Below are 16,234 nucleotides of genomic sequence, written 5' to 3'. Positions count from 1 at the left end.
CCTGCAGGCAAAAATCAGGTTTCACAAGGCCGCGATCAGCTCGACGGCGAAGCAACATACTTGTCCACAAGTTGGTACTGCTGCCCTACAGTCGATCACGCGCGACGGTCGAAAAAAGTCTCTGCGCCTACCTGGATACCCCCAGCATCAGTCAACGCCGTATTGCAGCCAACATTGCTCACCGACCTGACCGTAAGTTCGTCACTGAATCGCTCCGGTGGGCTAGGCATTTAACTGTGGGGACATCACTTCAGACACACGCCAACTTCAGCCGAGCTCCGTGCTCCCCTAAGCACGTCCTAGGAAGTTTCCCGCAACACGCGTCGACTTCCATGAACTGTTTCAAGCATCACCGACACGATAGGCTCCTGGCTTCGCTTTCACCCGGCCATCAAATGCCTGGAGCCCCGTCATGAAGAAAGACAGCCAGACCCCACCATCCCCAGCACCCGATTCGGACCCCCACGACTCCCGCCCGCAGCCCAGCGAACGTGTGCGCAAACGCCGGCAAGCGCCCCCCTTCAAGGAGTTGTTCAGCGTCCGCACCGATGTGGACACGCTGACCCTGCTCACGCACGCCACCCAAACCCTGGCCGCGCTCAACTCCGTGACGGCGAATTTCGCCGACGGTTTCGAGGGGGCGCAGCGCAGTCGGATGCTGGCGATTCAGCAGTTGGCGACCATGACGGAGATGCTGGTGTGTCGAGCGCTGGAAACTGTCGATCCGCAGCAGGCCGTCGTGCCACCGCCGGCGCCCGTTGTCCACTGAGACGGCAGGCCTGGCGCCGAGGGTGCAAGTCATTCATCGACATGAACTTTTCTTCACCCCCGCTTAATCGGCGGCCGTGTACATTGCCCTCGCTCATTCAAGAAACTACGGTTCGCCCGCGCTCTCCCGCGGGCTTTTTTTTGCCTGGGGTTTGGCCTTGAGGCGGTAGGCCAGCGTGTCTTGCACGCCGTGCTGCGGCGAGTTGCGGCCCGCGGGGTGCACGCGGATCAGCTCGAATCCGACGGATTCCGCCAGGCGTTGGCTGCGGGTGTTGGCCGAAGACGCGCTCAGATAGAAGTCAGCGTCAGGAAAACCACAAAGCAATCGGCTCAATGCAGCACGCATGTAGCCCTTGCCCGAATGCTCGGTGTTGGCCCAATACCCCACGACGTAACGATTGCGGCGCCGTGGCTTCAGGCCGATGCAGCCGAGAACGGTCTGGCCGTCGTCGGCGACGATGAACCAGCGGCGTTCGCCGGTTTCGCTGCTGAAGTCGTCACGGGACATGAGCAGAAACTCAAGCGCCTGTTCCTCGGTGGTGTGGGGACGGGCCCAGGGCAGGAATTCGGCGTGGGCGACGTGGCTGGCGTTGAGCGCGTGGGCGAGCGCGGTGCACAGCGTCGGATCGGGGGGCAGCAGGCGGAACGATTGCTGGCCGGTGGTGAACGCAAACTCCATTTCCTTTTCCTTGATCGGATTCCATGTGGTTCGACGATATACGAAGCCGCCCCGTGAATCTTCAAACCCTGCGCAAACTCAAGCGAGCGGTTTGTGTTTTCTTCCCCATCGGTCAATTCTTCCAATAAGTCCCGCCAACGGAGCGCCCGATGCCGCTGCTCACCCTGCCCTGCCCACGCCTGACGCTCGCCGTGCTCGATCCGGAGCAGGCGGGTCTGGAACACGATTTCTACCGACGCAACCAGCGGCACCTCGCCCCGTGGTCGCCGATCCGCACCGACGACTACTTTTCCACCGAACAGATCCGCCGGCGCCTTGAGGTGCAGGGCAGCGCTTTCGAGGCCGGGCTGGCGGTGCATTTGGCGCTGCTGACGCCGGACGGCGGGCAGATGATCGGCGCGTGCAATTTCAGCGGGATCATCCGCGGCGCGTTCCAGGCCTGCTTCCTGGGCTATCACATCGATGAGGCCCATCAGGGCCAAGGTTTGATGCATGAAGCGCTGGAGGCCGGCATCGCCTACATGTTCGAAAGCCAGAACCTGCACCGGATCATGGCCAACTACATTCCCGGCAACGAGCGCAGTGCGCGGTTGCTGGAGCGCCTGGGGTTCGAGCGTGAGGGTTACGCCAAGGCGTACCTGAACATCGCCGGGCGCTGGCAGGACCATGTGCTGACGGCGCGGGTGAACGACCGGTTCGAGGCAGAGGAGCAGCGTTGGTCGCGACGTCTTTCCTGACGTTCACAATTTGTTAAGCATTGGCCGGGTAAGCTCGGGTTTCCTGCTCAACTCCGGTTGCCTGAATCCATGTCGCGTGCCGCCTCGTCCCTGTTCCTGCTTGCCGCCCTGCTGTTTTTCTTCGCGTTGGGCAACCATCAACTGCAAGGCTCCACCGAGGCCCGGGTCGCCGGGATCGCCATGGAGATGCACCTGGACAATGACTGGGTGACGCCGCGCCTGTTCGGCGAACCGTTCCTGGAGAAACCGCCCCTGAGCCTGTGGCTGGACGCCGGCGCCCTGCGCGTGTTCGGCGTGTCGCCGTGGGCGGTGCGGCTGGCGTCGGCGTTTGCCGGGCTGTTCAGCGTGATGGTGCTGTACACGATGCTGCGCCGCCTCGGACGGCCACGGGCCATCGCCTGGACGGCGGGGATTCTGCTGGCGACCATGGCCAGCTACTGGAGCAACGTGCGTGGCGTCGGCGAAGACGCGTTGCTGGCGCTCGGCGTGACCACCGCGCTGCTGGCGTTTTTCCAGGGCCTGCGTTCGCCGACGGTGGGCAACGGCCTGCTGTTCGCCGCCGGGATCGCCGTCGCCACCCTGAGCAAAGGCGTGCTGGGCCTGGCCATGCCGGGGGTGGTGATCTTCGCGTACCTTTTGGCGGACAACCTGATGGACCGGCGCCTGAAACTCGGCGCCTGGCTGCGTCCGGGCCTGCTGACGGCGTTGGGGCTGGTGCCGCTGCTGATCTGGCTGGCGGTGCTGTACCAGCGCGGCGGCGCGCAGGCCGTGGGCGAAGTGCTGCTGACCAACAGCGTCGGGCGCTTCAGCGGCTCCTTCGTGGAGGCCGGCCACTACGAACCGTTCTACTACTACCTGGCCAAACTGCCGGAAGCGTTCCTGCCGTGGAACATTCTGGTGTACCTGGGGCTGTGGCACTTTCGCAAAAGCCTGCGGGCCAACCGTTACCTGCTGTTTTTCAGCCTGTGGATCATTGCCCAGTTCATCATGCTGACCCTGGCCTCCAGCAAACGCACGGTGTACCTGATGTCGATGACCCCGGCCGCCGCTGGGATCGCAGCGGAGTACGCGGCGGTGCTGTTCGAACGGCTGAAGGGCCGCGAACACGGCTTCACCGGCTGGCTCGCTCGGCACCGCCGGGCCTTGGCATCCGGCCTGCTGGCGCTGGTGATCGCCAGTTACCTGGGCGCAGCGCAGTGGGCGATGCCCCGGGCCGACCGCCAGTTGTCGTTCCTGCCGCTGACCGAGCAGATCCAGTCGATGCAGGCCAACGGCCAACAGGTGGCGCTGTTCCAGGCCAACGAGCGGCTGGGTGGCGCCAGCGTGTTCTACACCCAGAGCATCCTCAAGGGCCTGGACACCCCCGCCCAACTGGACGCCTACCTGCGCGCCTCGCCGGCCCACGTGGCGGTGATGTCCGGCGACAGCGAGCCCGCCGCGCCGCTCAAAGTGCTCAAGACCATGATGGTCGGGCGCCAGGCCTATTATTTCGTCGGCTACTGAGGGATTCACGCCCATGAAAAAACCGCCAGTGACGGCGGTTTTTTCATGCACGACGCAGAAGGGTCAGGCGGTGCCGGCCTGGGCGGCGAACACCGGCCGCCGGCGCTCTTGCAGCACCGGCAATGCCAGCCGGGCCTGGCCGTAGAACGCCAGCGCCGTCAGCAGGCAGGTCAGCCAGACGAAGATCCCGGCCCAGAACGTGTGGGACATGTAGTGCCAGCCCTGCAGCACCCGCGTGGTGCCGTAGATCAGGCCGAGCAGCAGCGATCCGTACAGCACGGCGCTGGAGAAACGCCACTGGTGACGGCGCGCGACAAAGTACAGCGCCAGCATGGTGAACCCGCCCGACGCGTGGCCGCCCGGCCAGCAGCGGCCGTCGCCGGCCTCGCGGAACAGCTGGAAATTGCTGAACCAGTCGACGTGCGCCATCTTGCCGCCGTACAGCGTGGTTTCGATCGGGCAATACACGCTGGTGTGGGCCTTGAGGAAATGGATCACGCCGGTGCACAGCGCGAACGCCACGACGACGAACAGCCAGTCGCGCCGATGCTCAGCGGCGAAGCGCAGAACCGGCGCCACCTGGCTGCGCTCCAGGAACGCACCCAGGCGCGGGCGCCGGTCGGTGCCCAACAATGGCCAGACTAACGACAGCATCAACGCGATCAACGCCCCTTCGGCCGTCCAGTTCGGAATGATTCGCGCCCATTTGTGGGTGAACTGTTCGAACAGGTGGTTCTGCTCGATGGGGAACAACTGGCTCACCGGGTCGAACAGCAGGTTGCTGAAGGCGACATCGAGGTGGGTCATGTCGAACACCGCAAACACCAGCGCCGCGCAGGCCAGGGGAATGCCGAAGTTGAACAGGTAGTAGCGGCTGGGCGTCATGGAGTGTCCTGAGGTGAGGGAGGCAGTCATTGGGCAGTCACCGAGCGCCAGTCCGAGGCTTCGATGAGGCCGAGCATTTTCGGCGCCGATGGGTTGGCGGCGGAGATGAACAGGGAGGCGCCGTAGCCGGGCGTCGAGGCGGAGACCTTCAGATCCTTTTCCAGCTGCGCCATGCATTCGCTGTGGGTCACCAGGATCAGGTTGCGCCCCGGCACCTTGTGCGCGAGGGCGTCCTGCAGCATCCGGCCCTTGCAGTTGATCAGCCAGTCCTCGCCGGTCGCCGCCCGGTTGAACATGTAGCCGGCGGTCTGCACGGTGCGCAGCATCGGGCTGTTGTAGATGTCGGCGTGGGCCAGGCCCAGGCGCTCGAACTGCGCGCCGACGCCCACGGCGACGCTGCGCGAGCGGTCGGTGATGCCATCGTTGCCGATCAGGCAAGGCGCCTTGGAGTGGTCGCAGCGCTCGACATGGCGCACCAGCACGATCATGTCGCCCTTGGCCCACCCCGCCGCCAGCGCCTTTGCGCCGGCCACGTTGCCGTGGGCCAGGTCCGGCACCGCCGCAGGCGCCAGCAGCCACAGGGTCAAGGGAACCGCCAGCAGCGTGGCCGCCAGGATCACCCAGGCATTGCGGTAGCGGGCCAGGCCGCCCAGCGACAGCGAGCGTTTGACCCCGAACAGACTCAGTCTCAATTCCACAGCAGGCCGCCTCACCGGCATACAGCACGCGACATTCAAAGCGGCGAGGTTAAGGACAGCGGCGTGGGCGACCGGTGAAACGCGTGTGAAAAAAACCTTGGGAGGACGTGCGGACGCGCCGGAAAGCTTTGTTACAGATTCCGTCCGACAAAATCCTTTCAGCTCTCGGGATTGCGGCCGATACAGTCCTGCTAACACCATTGCTGGCTCAAAAGAACAACAATCTTCCAGCCCAACCGACGATCAAGCAGCACAACGTTTCTGGAGGAATTGTGATGAATAGCTGGTTCGGCAACATCAGCGTGAACCTCAAACTGGGGCTGGGCTTCGGCCTTGTCCTGGCACTGACCTGCATCCTGGCGCTGACCGGCTGGACCAGCCTGGGCGGCCTGATTGACCGCAGCAACTGGATGAGCGACATCACCCAGCTCAACGCCGGCCTGACCAAGCTGCGCGTGGTGCGCCTGCAATACATGCTGACCAACGGCGACGAGACCGCCGCGCAGAACGTGCAGACCACCCTCGACGGCTTCGCCGCTCAGCAGCAGGCGTTGATCAGCAAGTTCAAAAGCCCGGAAAACGTCAAACTGCTCAAGGAGCAGGCGCAGACCATCGCCGAGTACCAGACGTCGCTGAACAAGATGCGCAACGCCTACCGCACCGGCAACAGCGCACGCGACACCATGTCCGCCAACGCCGAGACCGCCTACACCCAGCTTGAGACCATCAGCGACTTCGTCCGCCAACTGCCGATGAGCGAGCAGCGCTTCGAGCAGTTCCAGGCCATCACCGAAGCCAAGGAAGCGTTCATCCTGGCGCGCTACGAAGTGCGCGGCTATACCGCCACCACCAACGCCGACACCGAACAGAAAGCCGTCGCCCAGCTGAATGTCGCGATCGCCAGCCTCAAGCAGCTGAACGCGCACTTCGCCAGCTCCCACCAGAGCGCCCTGCGCCAGCTGGAAGACGCGCTGGTCAGCTACCGCAGCGCCTTGCAGGCCTACAAGGCCGCCAACACCGACGCCGTGCAGGCGCGCAAGGAAATGACCGACCAGGGCGCCACCATCGTGACCCTGAGCGAGCAGCTGTACCAGATCCAGCTTGACCGCCGCGACGTGGAAAGCGCCCAGGCCCGCACCCTGCAACTGATCAGCACCTTGCTGGCGCTGCTGGTGGGCGTGATCGCCGCCGTGATCATCACCCGTCAGATCACCCGTCCGCTGCAGGAAACCCTGACCGTGGTCGAGCGCATCGCCAGCGGCGACCTGACCCAGAACGTCAAGGTCAACCGCCGCGACGAACTCGGCGTGCTGCAGCAAGGTATCGCCCGCATGGGCGTGACCCTGCGCGACCTGATCAGCGGCATCCGCGACGGCGTCACCCAGATCGCCAGCGCCGCCGAAGAGCTGTCGGCCGTCACCGAGCAGACCAGCGCCGGGGTCAACAGCCAGAAGGTCGAGACCGATCAGGTCGCCACCGCCATGCATGAAATGACCGCCACCGTGCAGGAAGTCGCGCGCAACGCCGAAGAGGCCTCCCAGGCCGCTGCGGCCGCCGACGGCGAAGCCCGCGACGGCGACAAGGTGGTCAACGAAGCCATCGCCCAGATCGAGCGTCTGGCCAGCGAAGTGGTGCGCTCCACCGAAGCCATGACCGTGCTGCAGCAGGAAAGCGACAAGATCGGCAGCGTCATGGACGTGATCAAGGCCGTGGCCGAACAGACCAACTTGCTGGCCCTCAACGCCGCCATCGAAGCGGCCCGTGCCGGTGAGGCGGGCCGTGGCTTCGCCGTGGTCGCCGACGAAGTCCGCGGCCTGGCCCAGCGCACGCAGAAGTCCACCGAGGAAATCGAAGGACTGGTGGCGGGCCTGCAGAATGGCACCCAGCAAGTGGCCGCCGTGATGAACAACAGCCGCGCCCTGACCGACAGCAGCGTGGCCCTGACCCGCAAGGCCGGCGACTCCCTGGAGAACATCACCCGCACGGTGTCGAACATCCAGTCGATGAACCAGCAGATCGCCGCCGCCGCCGAGCAGCAGAGCGCCGTGGCCGAAGAGATCAGCCGCAGCATCATCAACGTGCGCGACGTGTCCGAACAGACCGCCGCCGCAAGCGACGAGACCGCCGCGTCCAGCGTCGAACTGGCCCGCCTGGGCGGTCAGCTGCAGCAGATGGTGAGTCACTTCCGCGTCTGACACCCGTCAGCGGGCAAGCCTGCTCCCGCAGGGACGCAACGAACCTGCGGGAGCAACTGTCTTGATCTTTTCCTGGGGCGCCTTCTCTGGCGCCATCGCCAGCAGGCTGGCTCCCACAGAGGATTGGGGTGGATGCAGAATCTGCGCCCACCGCAAAGCCATGTGGGAACGGCGATGCGACTTGCCCGCGAAAGCGGTCAGAAGGGTTGCCGAAAACGTTCGGCCGTTACCGCAGACGCTCTGCTACGCCAGCGAACGCCTCAAACACAAATCGCATTGGTGAACACCAACCGGTTCCCGAACGGATCGGTCACGGTCATGTCCTGGCTGCCCCACGGCATGGCCTGGATGTCCGGGCGGGCGAATTTGTAGGCCTTGGCGATCAGTTGCTGCTGGAACGCCTCCAGTTCGTCGGTCTCGATGCGCAGGGCCGAGCCCGGCGTGGCGTCGCCGTGGTGTTCGGACAGGTGCAGCACGCAATCACCCCGGGAGATTTGCAGGTACAGCGGGAAGCCTTCTTCGAAGCGGTGCTGCCAATCGATCGTGAAGCCGAGGAAACCGACGTAGAACTCGATCGCCTTGGCCTCATCGAAAATCCGCAGGATCGGAGTGGTTTTGCCGAAGCTCATGGGTTGCTCCCTGACTGATTGGCCCCAATTGTAGACGGGCTGGATGTCAGCGCTTCGGCCTGCGCCCGGCATTCTTTAATTGCAATGTGCCACCACTGTGACGCACTGCTCGGAATCCTCAGCGAAATCCCTCCCGCAGGTCGCCCCGGCGCGCCAGAAACCGTCCTTCCCGGCACCCTGTAGCTTGCCCGTCGCGGTAGCTCAAAGCGCCGTTGACCCACACGCCGTCGATCCCCTGCGCCGGCCGTTGCGGGTCGTTGAAGTCCGCCACGTCGCGCACGGTGGCCGGGTCGAACAGCACCAGATCCGCCCAATGCCCTTCGCGGATTTCCCCGCGTTCCGCCAGGCCGAAGCGCTTGGCCGACAGCCCGGTCATCTTGTGCACGGCGGTGTGCAACGGAAACAGCCCGACATCGCGGCTGAAATGCCCCAGCACCCGAGGGAACGCGCCCCACAGGCGAGGATGCGGGAACGGGTCTTCCGGCAGGCCGTCGGAGCCGACCATCGTCAGCGGATGCGCGAGGATCCGCCGCACGTCGTTCTCGTCCATGCCGTAATACACCGCGCCCGCCGGTTGCAGGCGCCGCGCCGCCTCCAGCAGCGGCACCTGCCATTCGGCGGCGATGTCGGCCAGGTCGCGGCCGCCCATCTGCGGGTGGGGCGTGGACCAGGTGACGGTGATGCGGTGGGCGTCGGTGACCTGCTTGAGGTCCAGGGTCGAGGAACTGGCCGCGTAGGGATAGCAGTCGCAGCCCACCGGATGGTTTTTCGCCGCCGCCTCCAACGAGGCCAACAGTTGCGGGCTGCGCCCCCAGTTGCCGACGCCGGCGCACTTGAGGTGGGAGACGATCACCGGCGATTGCGCGTGGCGGCCGATGCGGAACGCTTCGTCCATGGCCTCCAGCACCGGTTCGAATTCGCTGCGCAGGTGGGTGGTGTACACCGCGCCGAAGGCGTTCAGCTCTTCGGTCAGTTGCATCACTTCCTCGGTGGACGCCGAGAACGCGCTCGCATAGGCCAGGCCTGTGGATAACCCCAAGGCCCCTGCTTCGAGGCTTTCGCGCAACTGCTCGCGCATGGCGGCGATCTCTTCGGCGCTGGCGGTGCGGAACAGGTCATCGAGGTGATTGCTGCGCAGCGCCGTATGCCCGACCAGCGCCGCCACGTTCAGCGTCGTGTTCGCCGATTCGACCGCGGCGCGGTAATCGCGAAAGCGCGGATAGACGAACGCCGCCGCACTGCCCAGCAGGTTCATCGGATCCGGCGGATCGCCCCGCAGGCTGACCGGTGCGGCGCTGATCCCGCAGTTGCCGACGATCACCGTGGTCACGCCCTGGCTGAGCTTGGGCAGCATCTGCGGCTGGCGGATCACCACGGTGTCGTCGTGGGTGTGCACGTCGATGAACCCCGGTGCCAGCACCCGACCGGCCGCGTCGATCTCATCGCCGGCGCGGGCGTCCGGCAGGTCGCCGATGCGCTCGATGCGGCCGGCTCGGATCGCCATGTCGGCGGTGTAGCCGGGGGCATTGCTGCCGTCGATGACGTGGGCGTTGCGGATCAGTGTGTCGTAGCGCATGGGGTCTCCGGCATCAGGCCAGCGTCAGTCCCTTCCCTTGATCAGATGATGATCGAATCCCTGCTCGATCAGGTAGCGCCAGGCCACCTGGACATCTTCCGGGATTTCCTGCCCGACCTGAAAGCCCAGCGACGGATAAACCTTGATCCGGTGCACATCCCCGACCATTTCGTCGATCAGCCCCAGCACGCCGATCAAGTGACTGACCCCGTCGGGAAAGCCGAACGCCGGCGCATCCACCCACGCGTCGAGCTCCGGCCACTGCACGGGCAAGGTCAACGCCACGCGCCGGATCGAGTTGGGTTTGGTCAGGAAGGTCGCCCGGCGCACGTCCGGAAACAGCGCCTTGGCGAAGGCGATGTTCTCGGCGAAATTGGTGGCGCGTCGCTCCAGGGTGAACCGCTCCGCCGGCACCCCCAGCATAAGCGCCCGTTGCGCGAAGACTTCGGCTTCGGGACGTTCCCACAAATGCTTCGTCCAGTTGCCGGTGTTGCCGGTGAACAGCAGGTGCGGGGCGACGCCGCGTTTGAGCAGCTCGCAGGCGTAGTCGCAGACCCGCAGGTCATAGGAGCCGCAGACCACGATCAGCTCGCAGGACTCGTGCCCGCGCCCCGACCCGAGAAAGTCCCACAGGACGTTGGCGTGCTTGAGGGTCGGCGTCATGAGAGGACCGCCTCCCGGGCACCGAGGACCAGACCGCCGTCGACGTAGCCATGGGCCGATTCCGCCGCCAGCGAGACCGGCAGCCGGGTGAAGTCGGCGTACGCGCACGCGGCGCCGTGCCCGGTCAGGGTCGGGTCGTCGCCGATGCCGATGCACAGCGCGCCGCTGCCGGTGGCCGACTGCACGCCGCTGACGGAGTCTTCGAAGACCAGGCATTCATCGCTTCGGCAACCCAGCCGCGCCGCCGCCAAGTGATAGGGATCGGGCGCGGGCTTGCCGTGGCGCACATCGTCACGGCAGATGATGGTGTCAAAAGCCGAGGCCAGGTCATGTTGCTGCAGGACATGCTCGACCCGCGCCCGCCAACTGCTGGTCACCAGGGCCATGGGCACGCGGCCCCTGAGCCGGCCGATCAGTTCGGCGACGCCCGGCACCAGCGAGCACGCGGAACGTTCCTCGATGGCGTCGACTTCCTGCTTGATCGCCGCCCGCTTACGCTCGTCGAAGCGGCCGAACAGGGCCTGCAAGGTGTAGCCACCGGGGCGGCCGTGAATGTGCTCGTCGATGAACGCCTGGTCGACGGCGATTGCGTACTGGCGCGCCACGGTCGTCCAGGCGAGTTCGATGACCTCGCGGGACTGGATCAGCACGCCGTCCATGTCAAAGCAGACGGCTGTAAACGTTCTTGGTGTCATCCGTTGAACTTCGCATTCTCTGGTGGGCGATGAAGGCCAGCGCCGTGCCGGCCAGGGCGAACAGGGCCATGACGCGATAGGACCACTGCGGCAGCGTCTCGTACAGGTAGCCGGCGAACGGCGTGGCCAGCCCCATGGGCAACGCGACAGCCAGCGAATAGTAGACGCCTTGGGTGAAGACCTGGATGTCCTGCGGCGCGTGATCACGGATCAGGCGCATGATCGCCGAATGGTAGGCGGCGAAGCTCAGGGCGTGCAGGCATTGCCCCAGCACGATCAGCGCCAGCGCGTCGCTGTCGGAGAAGAACGCCCAGCGCACGGCGGCGCAGACGCTGGAGACCATCACCACCGGCAGCGCCGGCCAGTGCGCCAGGACCTTGTTGGAGAACGCGAAGTAGGTGATTTCCGCCAGCACCGCCAACGCCCAGAACGCGCCGATCCAGCTCGCGGAATACCCCTTCACGCCCCAGCCGATCGAGGCGGTGGAAAAGTACAGGGTGTGGCTCAACTGAATGCAGCTGGCCGCCGCAATCGCGATCAGCAGCGGCTTGTGGGCGAACAGCGCTGTCCAGTCCGGACGCTTGGGGGGGCGCCCGGCCGGCGCCGGCGGCGTGCGCGGCACCCGATGCTTGAGCCACAGGCAGGCCACCCCGGTGAAGGCCATGCTCGCCGCGATCACCAGCGGCACCCAGGACTGGCCTTGGTGCGCGAACAGCAGGCCGCCGAGGGTCGACGTCAGGATGAACGCCGACGACCCCACCGCCCGCACCCAGCCGTAGTTCTGCAACGCCTGCTTGTCGCGCTTGAGCAGGTAGGACTCGGACAGCGGCAGCACCACCATCCACAGGCCGCCGAACAGGATGCTCAGGCACACGAATCCCCACAGGTGCACCGGCATGAAATGGAACAGCAGCGTGCACAGCGCCGCCGAGAAACCGAGCGCGGCGGCCAGGCGCAGTTGGTCCACGCGCCAGTCGGCCACGTAGGTGATCAGCACGCCGGTCACCACTTGCGGCCAGTAGACCGCCGCGATCAGCAGGCCGATCTGGCTGGCGCTGAAGCCCAGCGAGTCCAGCCAGGTCGGCCAGAACGGATAGATGATCCCTTCCGCCGCAAAGAAACCGAAAAAGATCAGATACATTCGTCATCCATAGGACTTGCCTCCGGTCAGGGCTCCGGCGGAGCCCTGCTGTCGGTCTTGCGTCTATTCGAAACGGTGCTGGGTGAAAGGGTTCTTGCCCTTGCGCCAGACGATCAGCGATTCGCTCATCACCACCAGGTCCACCATCCCCTCCTTCAACGCATCCAGGGCATCCCGGGACGTGCAGACGATGGGTTCCTCATGGCGGTTGAACGAGGTGTTGATCAACGCAGCCTGGCCGGTCTTTTCGTGCCAGGCGGTCAGCAGGCGATGCATGAACGGATCGGCCTGCGGACGGATGACCTGCGGCCGTGCGGTGCCGTCGATGTGCACCACCGCCGGGCTCGCCTCGCGAAACGTCGGGTGGCAATCGTAGGTCATGGTCATGGTGTCCGCCGCCACCTGGCTTTCCTCCCAGCCGACGTAGCAGGCCGCCGCCTGTTCGATGGCGGTGACCGGGCCGAACGGCATGAACTCGGTGCGGTGCATGCGTTTGTTCAGCCAGTCGTTCACCTCGGCATCCTGGGCGTGGTAGACAATGCTGCGGTTGCACAGCGAACGCGGGCCGAACTCCATCTTGCCCTTGAACATGCCCAGCACCTGGTTTTCCTGCAACGCCTCGGTGAGCACCTCGATGAGGTTCGACGGCGTGTGGTAGCCGAGCTCGGGGTAGTCGCGGTGGATCAGGTTGATGTTCTGCGACACGCTGCGCGAATCCGGCCCGAGCATCATCGACGGGGCCTTGAAGCGGGTGCCGTTCTCCAGGTACGCCGCGCCGACCGCCGCCGCCAGGGCCAGGCCGCCGTCGCCCATGCACGGCAGCACGTAGACGTCCTTCACGCCGGGGATCTCGCGCAGGCGCTGGTTGAGCTTCACGTTGCCGAACACGCCGCCGGCCAGGCACAGGGCGGCGCTGCCCCGTTGCGCCAGGTGATGGCTGACGGTCGCCACCAGCAGGTCTTCGGTGTGGCGCTGGGCGGCCGCCGCGATGTCCTCGGGGGTCTCATCGGCCAGCAGGGCCTGCAGGCTGTCGGCGTAGTGGTCGTAGGACGGCAGGAACAGGTCGCCGCACACCGCCTTGATGCGCCCGTCTTCGAACCGGATCATCTGCTGCATCACGCCCAGCAGCTTCTGCGGATCGCCGAATGCGGCAAGGCCAGTGATCTTGCCCTCGTGCCGGTTGGGCTTGTAACCCAGCAGGCGGGTGATGCGCCCGTAGAAATAGCCCAGGCTGTCGATGCTGGTCTCGCGCTGCAGCACGGTGGTTTCGTTGGGGCCGTACCAGCTCACGGTGAGGGACTGGAAGTCGCCGCGCCCGTCGCAGGTCAGGGTCAGCGCCTCGTCGAACGGCGAGCAGACATAGGCACCCAGGGCATGGCACTCATGGTGGTCGATGAAGTAGGCCTTGCCGGCCAGGCCGTTGTCCGCGATGAACCGGTCGAACTCGGCGCGCTTTTCCTTATCGTTGCGGATCTCGTCGGTGACGCGCTTGCGGAACTGCGCAAGGCCCTGGGGATTGTTCCGCGCCTCCTCGACGATGCGGTCGAAGTACAGCTCCATGTGCTTGTCGGCGTTGAAGCCGGCGTTCCATCCGTACGCCACATGGTCGAGGTCCTCCAGCGAGACCCCGGCCTGGCTCAGCACGAATTCGATGGACTGGGCGGGCCAGACCTTGTGGTCCTTGATCCGGGTGAAGCGTTCTTCGCTGACCGCAGACAGAATCTGACCGTCGCGCACCAGGCAAGCGCCCGACAGATCGTTGTTGGTGATCCCTAGAATGAGCATGACTGTTCCCTGTTATTGCCGACTTCATGGATGAGCGCGCCCGTGCGCCAGGCATCTGTTGCCCGGGCCCATGGCGGATTCCGGCCGTCAGTGGCCGTGGGTCGTTAACAAGTGAGGCGGCGAAGCGGTTACGTTCGCCGGGACATGCCTTTAGGGGAGGGCATCATGAGTGCGCATGGTCATCGCCAATTCCTTTTGTAGAAAAAACCCACGGGAGGTAACCCACTCACACGGCCTCATGCCTGACATCAAGTGGGTGCTGAACCGGCAGTATCGAATCTGCGTGTCCGGGAATCAGCCTAGCCGCAATTGTGCGGAGCGCCCGCAAAACGCGACCTAAAATTTAAATGCCGCCCGAAGTCTTTTGTTTCCAAAGGTTTGCGCGACTCAAGACACACAAAAACGTGTAGGAGCGAGCCTGCTCGCGATTGCGGTCTGTCATTCGACATTGGCATCGACTGACACTACGTAATCGCGAGCAGGCTCGCTCCTACAGGTCTGTTTTGTGTGCGCAAGCGTGATCAGCCCTTGAAGTCCGCATTGGCGTAGGTCGCCAGCTTGCCCTGGATGAAATCCAGGAAGCACTGGATCCGCAGCGCCAGCTGCGAGTTGCGGTAGTACACGGCGTTGATCGGCTGCCGGTATCCGCTGTTGAATTGCGCCAGCACCACCTTGAGGCGCCCGGAGCGGATGTCGTCGATGGTCATGAAGTGCGAGAGGCAAGCGATGCCCTGCCCTTCCAACGCCAGGTGACGCACGGTTTCGCCGCTGGAGGCGCCGATGGCCGGGGTGACCGGCCAGCGGTCGCCGTGCACGTGGCGCAGCGGCCACTGGTTGAGGCCTTCGTTCTGGGTGAAGCCGAGCAAGATGTGCCGGCTCAGGTCGGCCACTTCGGCGGGGGTGCCGTGGGCGGCCAGGTATGCCGGGCTGGCGACGATCAGCAGCGGGCTGCAGCCGAGCGAACGGGCGTGCAGCGTCGAGTCGGCCAGGGTGCCGATGCGGATGGCGATGTCGGTGCTCTGCTCCAGCAGGTCGATGATCAGGTCGTTGCTGTTGAGCTCCAGCAGGATGTCCGGGTAGAGACGGCGGAACTCGTCGACGTACGGCACCACCGCGTGCAGCATGAACGGCGAGGCGGCATTGATCCGCAGCCGCCCGGACGGGGTCTGGTGGCGGGAAATGAGCCGCTCTTCCAGCTCGTCCATCTGGTCGAGGATGCGCTTGGCCTGCGCGAAGAAGTACTTGCCCTCTTCGGTCAGGTCCATACGCCGGGTGGTGCGGTTGATCAGCGTCGTTTCGAGCTTGGCCTCCAGCCGCGACAGGGTGCGGCTGACCGCCGACGGCGTCTGGCCGACCTGCTCGGCGGCGGCGGAGATCGAACCGCACTCGATCACACAGACGAAAATCTGCAACTCATCGGATCTGGCTTTCACGGGTGTCCTCGAATCGGCAGGCCTGCACCTCAGGCTCAGGCCTGCGATAGTAGCCGAGCCTCAAGCCTTGAGGCCAAACACCTCTTTCAGGTGCTGCTCGTAGCGCACCACGTCGGCCTCGATGTTCGGGCGCTTCATCACGTCCACGCACAGGAACGTCGGCAGGCCGGTCATGCCCAGGAACTGGTTGGCCTTGTGGAACGGGAAGTAGACGGCGTCCACGCCCTTGGCCTCGAAGAAGTCGGTCGGATCCTCGAAGGCCTGCTGCGGCGCGTTCCAGGTCAGCGACAGCATGTACTGCTTGCCGTGGATCAGGCCGCCGCTGCCGTACTTCTGCGAGGCGTCGGAACGGGTGCGGCCGTCGCTGGCGTAGAGGCTGCCGTGGCCGGCGGTGAACACTTCGTCGACGTACTTCTTCACCGTCCACGGCGCGCCCATCCACCAGCCCGGCATCTGATAGATGATCACGTCGGCCCAGAGGAACTTGGCCACCTCTTCGGCCACGTCGTAGCCCTCGTCGATGAAGGTGGTCTTGACGTCGAGACCGCCGCGGTCGAGCACGGCGAGCGCCGCCTCGTGCAGGGTGGCGTTGTAGCGGCCGTCGGAGTGGGCGAATTTTTTGCCGCCGTTGAGCAACAGTACTTTTTTCATGGGTCAGCCTCGAATGGATTCCAATGCCCGGCGCACTCGCCGGATGGAGAAGGGAAGTGAAGGAATGGCGGCAGGTTAACGGTCCGCCCCGCGCGGAATAAGCAGCGGTTGCGCAAATGACATTTGACTGAAAATCACGAATCACCCAACGATTCGTGCCGTAGCATTGGCCGCCACTTCAACTTGAGGAACCGAA

General features: G+C 65.0%; 15 protein-coding genes and 2 pseudogenes. 6 read left to right on the top strand and 11 right to left on the bottom strand.

What is annotated here, in order from left to right:
• Nucleotides 1–144: 144 nt before the first annotated feature.
• Nucleotides 145–234, top strand: a pseudogene (locus tag CAG31_RS28650) (hydrolase); the annotation flags it as partial.
• A 178-nt stretch (nucleotides 235–412) separates the two neighbouring features.
• On the top strand, nucleotides 413–769 hold the full coding sequence (locus CAG31_RS04705; RefSeq protein ID WP_085578377.1) for a DUF6124 family protein: 357 nt from the start codon (nucleotides 413–415) through the stop codon (nucleotides 767–769).
• Between the two features lie 105 nt (nucleotides 770–874).
• Here the strand turns inward: CAG31_RS04705 and CAG31_RS04700 are convergent, their stop codons facing one another.
• Complete coding sequence (locus CAG31_RS04700; protein ID WP_139831363.1) at nucleotides 875–1,447, bottom strand: GNAT family N-acetyltransferase; 573 nt, start codon at nucleotides 1,445–1,447, stop codon at nucleotides 875–877.
• A gap of 149 nt (nucleotides 1,448–1,596) precedes the next feature.
• Between CAG31_RS04700 and CAG31_RS04695 the strand changes: the two genes are divergently transcribed.
• Nucleotides 1,597–2,184, top strand: coding sequence for a GNAT family N-acetyltransferase (locus CAG31_RS04695; RefSeq protein ID WP_085578375.1), 588 nt, complete (start codon nucleotides 1,597–1,599; stop codon nucleotides 2,182–2,184).
• Between the two features lie 69 nt (nucleotides 2,185–2,253).
• Nucleotides 2,254–3,687, top strand: coding sequence for a glycosyltransferase family 39 protein (locus CAG31_RS04690; protein WP_085578373.1), 1,434 nt, complete (start codon nucleotides 2,254–2,256; stop codon nucleotides 3,685–3,687).
• A gap of 63 nt (nucleotides 3,688–3,750) precedes the next feature.
• Here the strand turns inward: CAG31_RS04690 and CAG31_RS04685 are convergent, their stop codons facing one another.
• Both CAG31_RS04685 and CAG31_RS04680 read right to left on the bottom strand, forming a co-directional pair.
• A complete protein-coding gene (locus CAG31_RS04685) occupies nucleotides 3,751–4,572 on the bottom strand; it encodes a phosphatase PAP2 family protein (RefSeq protein WP_085578371.1) in 822 nt (273 codons plus the stop codon).
• A gap of 26 nt (nucleotides 4,573–4,598) precedes the next feature.
• Nucleotides 4,599–5,270 carry a histidine phosphatase family protein gene (locus tag CAG31_RS04680; RefSeq protein ID WP_085578369.1) on the bottom strand — a complete coding sequence of 224 codons (672 nt, stop codon included), beginning with the start codon at nucleotides 5,268–5,270 and terminating at the stop codon, nucleotides 4,599–4,601.
• A 338-nt stretch (nucleotides 5,271–5,608) separates the two neighbouring features.
• On the opposite strand from CAG31_RS04680, the pseudogene CAG31_RS28910 reads away from it, so the two are divergent.
• Together CAG31_RS28910 and CAG31_RS28905 are read left to right on the top strand one after the other, a co-directional pair.
• A pseudogene (locus tag CAG31_RS28910) lies at nucleotides 5,609–6,559 on the top strand (methyl-accepting chemotaxis protein); the annotation flags it as partial.
• A gap of 42 nt (nucleotides 6,560–6,601) precedes the next feature.
• Nucleotides 6,602–7,465 (top strand): methyl-accepting chemotaxis protein, encoded by an 864-nt coding sequence (locus tag CAG31_RS28905; RefSeq protein ID WP_371856092.1) that lies wholly within the window; start codon nucleotides 6,602–6,604, stop codon nucleotides 7,463–7,465.
• A gap of 260 nt (nucleotides 7,466–7,725) precedes the next feature.
• On the opposite strand, the gene CAG31_RS04670 is transcribed toward CAG31_RS28905, so the two are convergent.
• The 8 genes from CAG31_RS04670 to CAG31_RS04635 all read right to left on the bottom strand — a co-directional run bounded on the left by CAG31_RS04670 (nucleotide 7,726) and on the right by CAG31_RS04635 (nucleotide 16,038).
• Nucleotides 7,726–8,094, bottom strand: a complete 369-nt coding sequence (locus CAG31_RS04670; protein ID WP_085578365.1) for a glyoxalase superfamily protein — start codon at nucleotides 8,092–8,094, stop codon at nucleotides 7,726–7,728.
• 118 nt (nucleotides 8,095–8,212) lie between these two features.
• Entirely contained in the window at nucleotides 8,213–9,670 is a 1,458-nt protein-coding gene (locus tag CAG31_RS04665; protein WP_085578363.1) for an amidohydrolase family protein, read from the bottom strand.
• Nucleotides 9,671–9,694: 24 nt separating this feature from the next.
• Nucleotides 9,695–10,333: a YdcF family protein gene (locus CAG31_RS04660; protein WP_085578361.1), complete on the bottom strand. Its 639-nt coding sequence runs from the start codon at nucleotides 10,331–10,333 to the stop codon at nucleotides 9,695–9,697.
• Nucleotides 10,330–10,992, bottom strand: a complete 663-nt coding sequence (locus CAG31_RS04655) for an HAD family phosphatase (RefSeq protein ID WP_256575506.1) — start codon at nucleotides 10,990–10,992, stop codon at nucleotides 10,330–10,332. The genes CAG31_RS04660 and CAG31_RS04655 overlap by 4 nt, the downstream gene beginning before the upstream one ends.
• 1 nt (nucleotide 10,993) lies before the next feature.
• The gene (locus tag CAG31_RS04650) at nucleotides 10,994–12,169 is read right to left on the bottom strand and encodes an MFS transporter (RefSeq protein WP_085578357.1); all 1,176 of its coding nucleotides are present in this window, start codon (nucleotides 12,167–12,169) and stop codon (nucleotides 10,994–10,996) included.
• A gap of 63 nt (nucleotides 12,170–12,232) precedes the next feature.
• Nucleotides 12,233–13,954, bottom strand: a complete 1,722-nt coding sequence (locus CAG31_RS04645; RefSeq protein WP_085578355.1) for a carbamoyltransferase C-terminal domain-containing protein — start codon at nucleotides 13,952–13,954, stop codon at nucleotides 12,233–12,235.
• A 521-nt stretch (nucleotides 13,955–14,475) separates the two neighbouring features.
• Nucleotides 14,476–15,387: a LysR family transcriptional regulator gene (locus CAG31_RS04640; protein WP_085578353.1), complete on the bottom strand. Its 912-nt coding sequence runs from the start codon at nucleotides 15,385–15,387 to the stop codon at nucleotides 14,476–14,478.
• A gap of 60 nt (nucleotides 15,388–15,447) precedes the next feature.
• Nucleotides 15,448–16,038: an NAD(P)H-dependent oxidoreductase gene (locus CAG31_RS04635; RefSeq protein ID WP_085578351.1), complete on the bottom strand. Its 591-nt coding sequence runs from the start codon at nucleotides 16,036–16,038 to the stop codon at nucleotides 15,448–15,450.
• Nucleotides 16,039–16,234 lie beyond the last annotated feature (196 nt).

It is taken from the genome of Pseudomonas sp. R25(2017), from assembly GCF_002112565.1.
Taxonomy (GTDB): domain Bacteria; phylum Pseudomonadota; class Gammaproteobacteria; order Pseudomonadales; family Pseudomonadaceae; genus Aquipseudomonas; species Aquipseudomonas ekonensis.
The sequence above is the reverse complement of the archived record's forward strand: the minus strand, read 5'-3'. Positions and strand labels throughout refer to the sequence as shown.

Bases quoted from the DNA above. Each gene is read 5' to 3' on its own strand.
- CAG31_RS04705 (WP_085578377.1), top strand. From the start codon at position 413: ATGAAGAAAGACAGCCAGACCCCACCATCCCCAGCACCCGATTCGGAC.
- CAG31_RS04700 (WP_139831363.1), bottom strand. From the start codon at position 1,447: ATGGAGTTTGCGTTCACCACCGGCCAGCAATCGTTCCGCCTGCTGCCC.
- CAG31_RS04695 (WP_085578375.1), top strand. From the start codon at position 1,597: ATGCCGCTGCTCACCCTGCCCTGCCCACGCCTGACGCTCGCCGTGCTC.
- CAG31_RS04690 (WP_085578373.1), top strand. From the start codon at position 2,254: ATGTCGCGTGCCGCCTCGTCCCTGTTCCTGCTTGCCGCCCTGCTGTTT.
- CAG31_RS04685 (WP_085578371.1), bottom strand. From the start codon at position 4,572: ATGACGCCCAGCCGCTACTACCTGTTCAACTTCGGCATTCCCCTGGCC.
- CAG31_RS28905 (WP_371856092.1), top strand. From the start codon at position 6,602: ATGGGCGTGACCCTGCGCGACCTGATCAGCGGCATCCGCGACGGCGTC.
- CAG31_RS04670 (WP_085578365.1), bottom strand. From the start codon at position 8,094: ATGAGCTTCGGCAAAACCACTCCGATCCTGCGGATTTTCGATGAGGCC.
- CAG31_RS04665 (WP_085578363.1), bottom strand. From the start codon at position 9,670: ATGCGCTACGACACACTGATCCGCAACGCCCACGTCATCGACGGCAGC.
- CAG31_RS04660 (WP_085578361.1), bottom strand. From the start codon at position 10,333: ATGACGCCGACCCTCAAGCACGCCAACGTCCTGTGGGACTTTCTCGGG.
- CAG31_RS04655 (WP_256575506.1), bottom strand. From the start codon at position 10,992: ATGGACGGCGTGCTGATCCAGTCCCGCGAGGTCATCGAACTCGCCTGG.
- CAG31_RS04650 (WP_085578357.1), bottom strand. From the start codon at position 12,169: ATGTATCTGATCTTTTTCGGTTTCTTTGCGGCGGAAGGGATCATCTAT.
- CAG31_RS04645 (WP_085578355.1), bottom strand. From the start codon at position 13,954: ATGCTCATTCTAGGGATCACCAACAACGATCTGTCGGGCGCTTGCCTG.
- CAG31_RS04635 (WP_085578351.1), bottom strand. From the start codon at position 16,038: ATGAAAAAAGTACTGTTGCTCAACGGCGGCAAAAAATTCGCCCACTCC.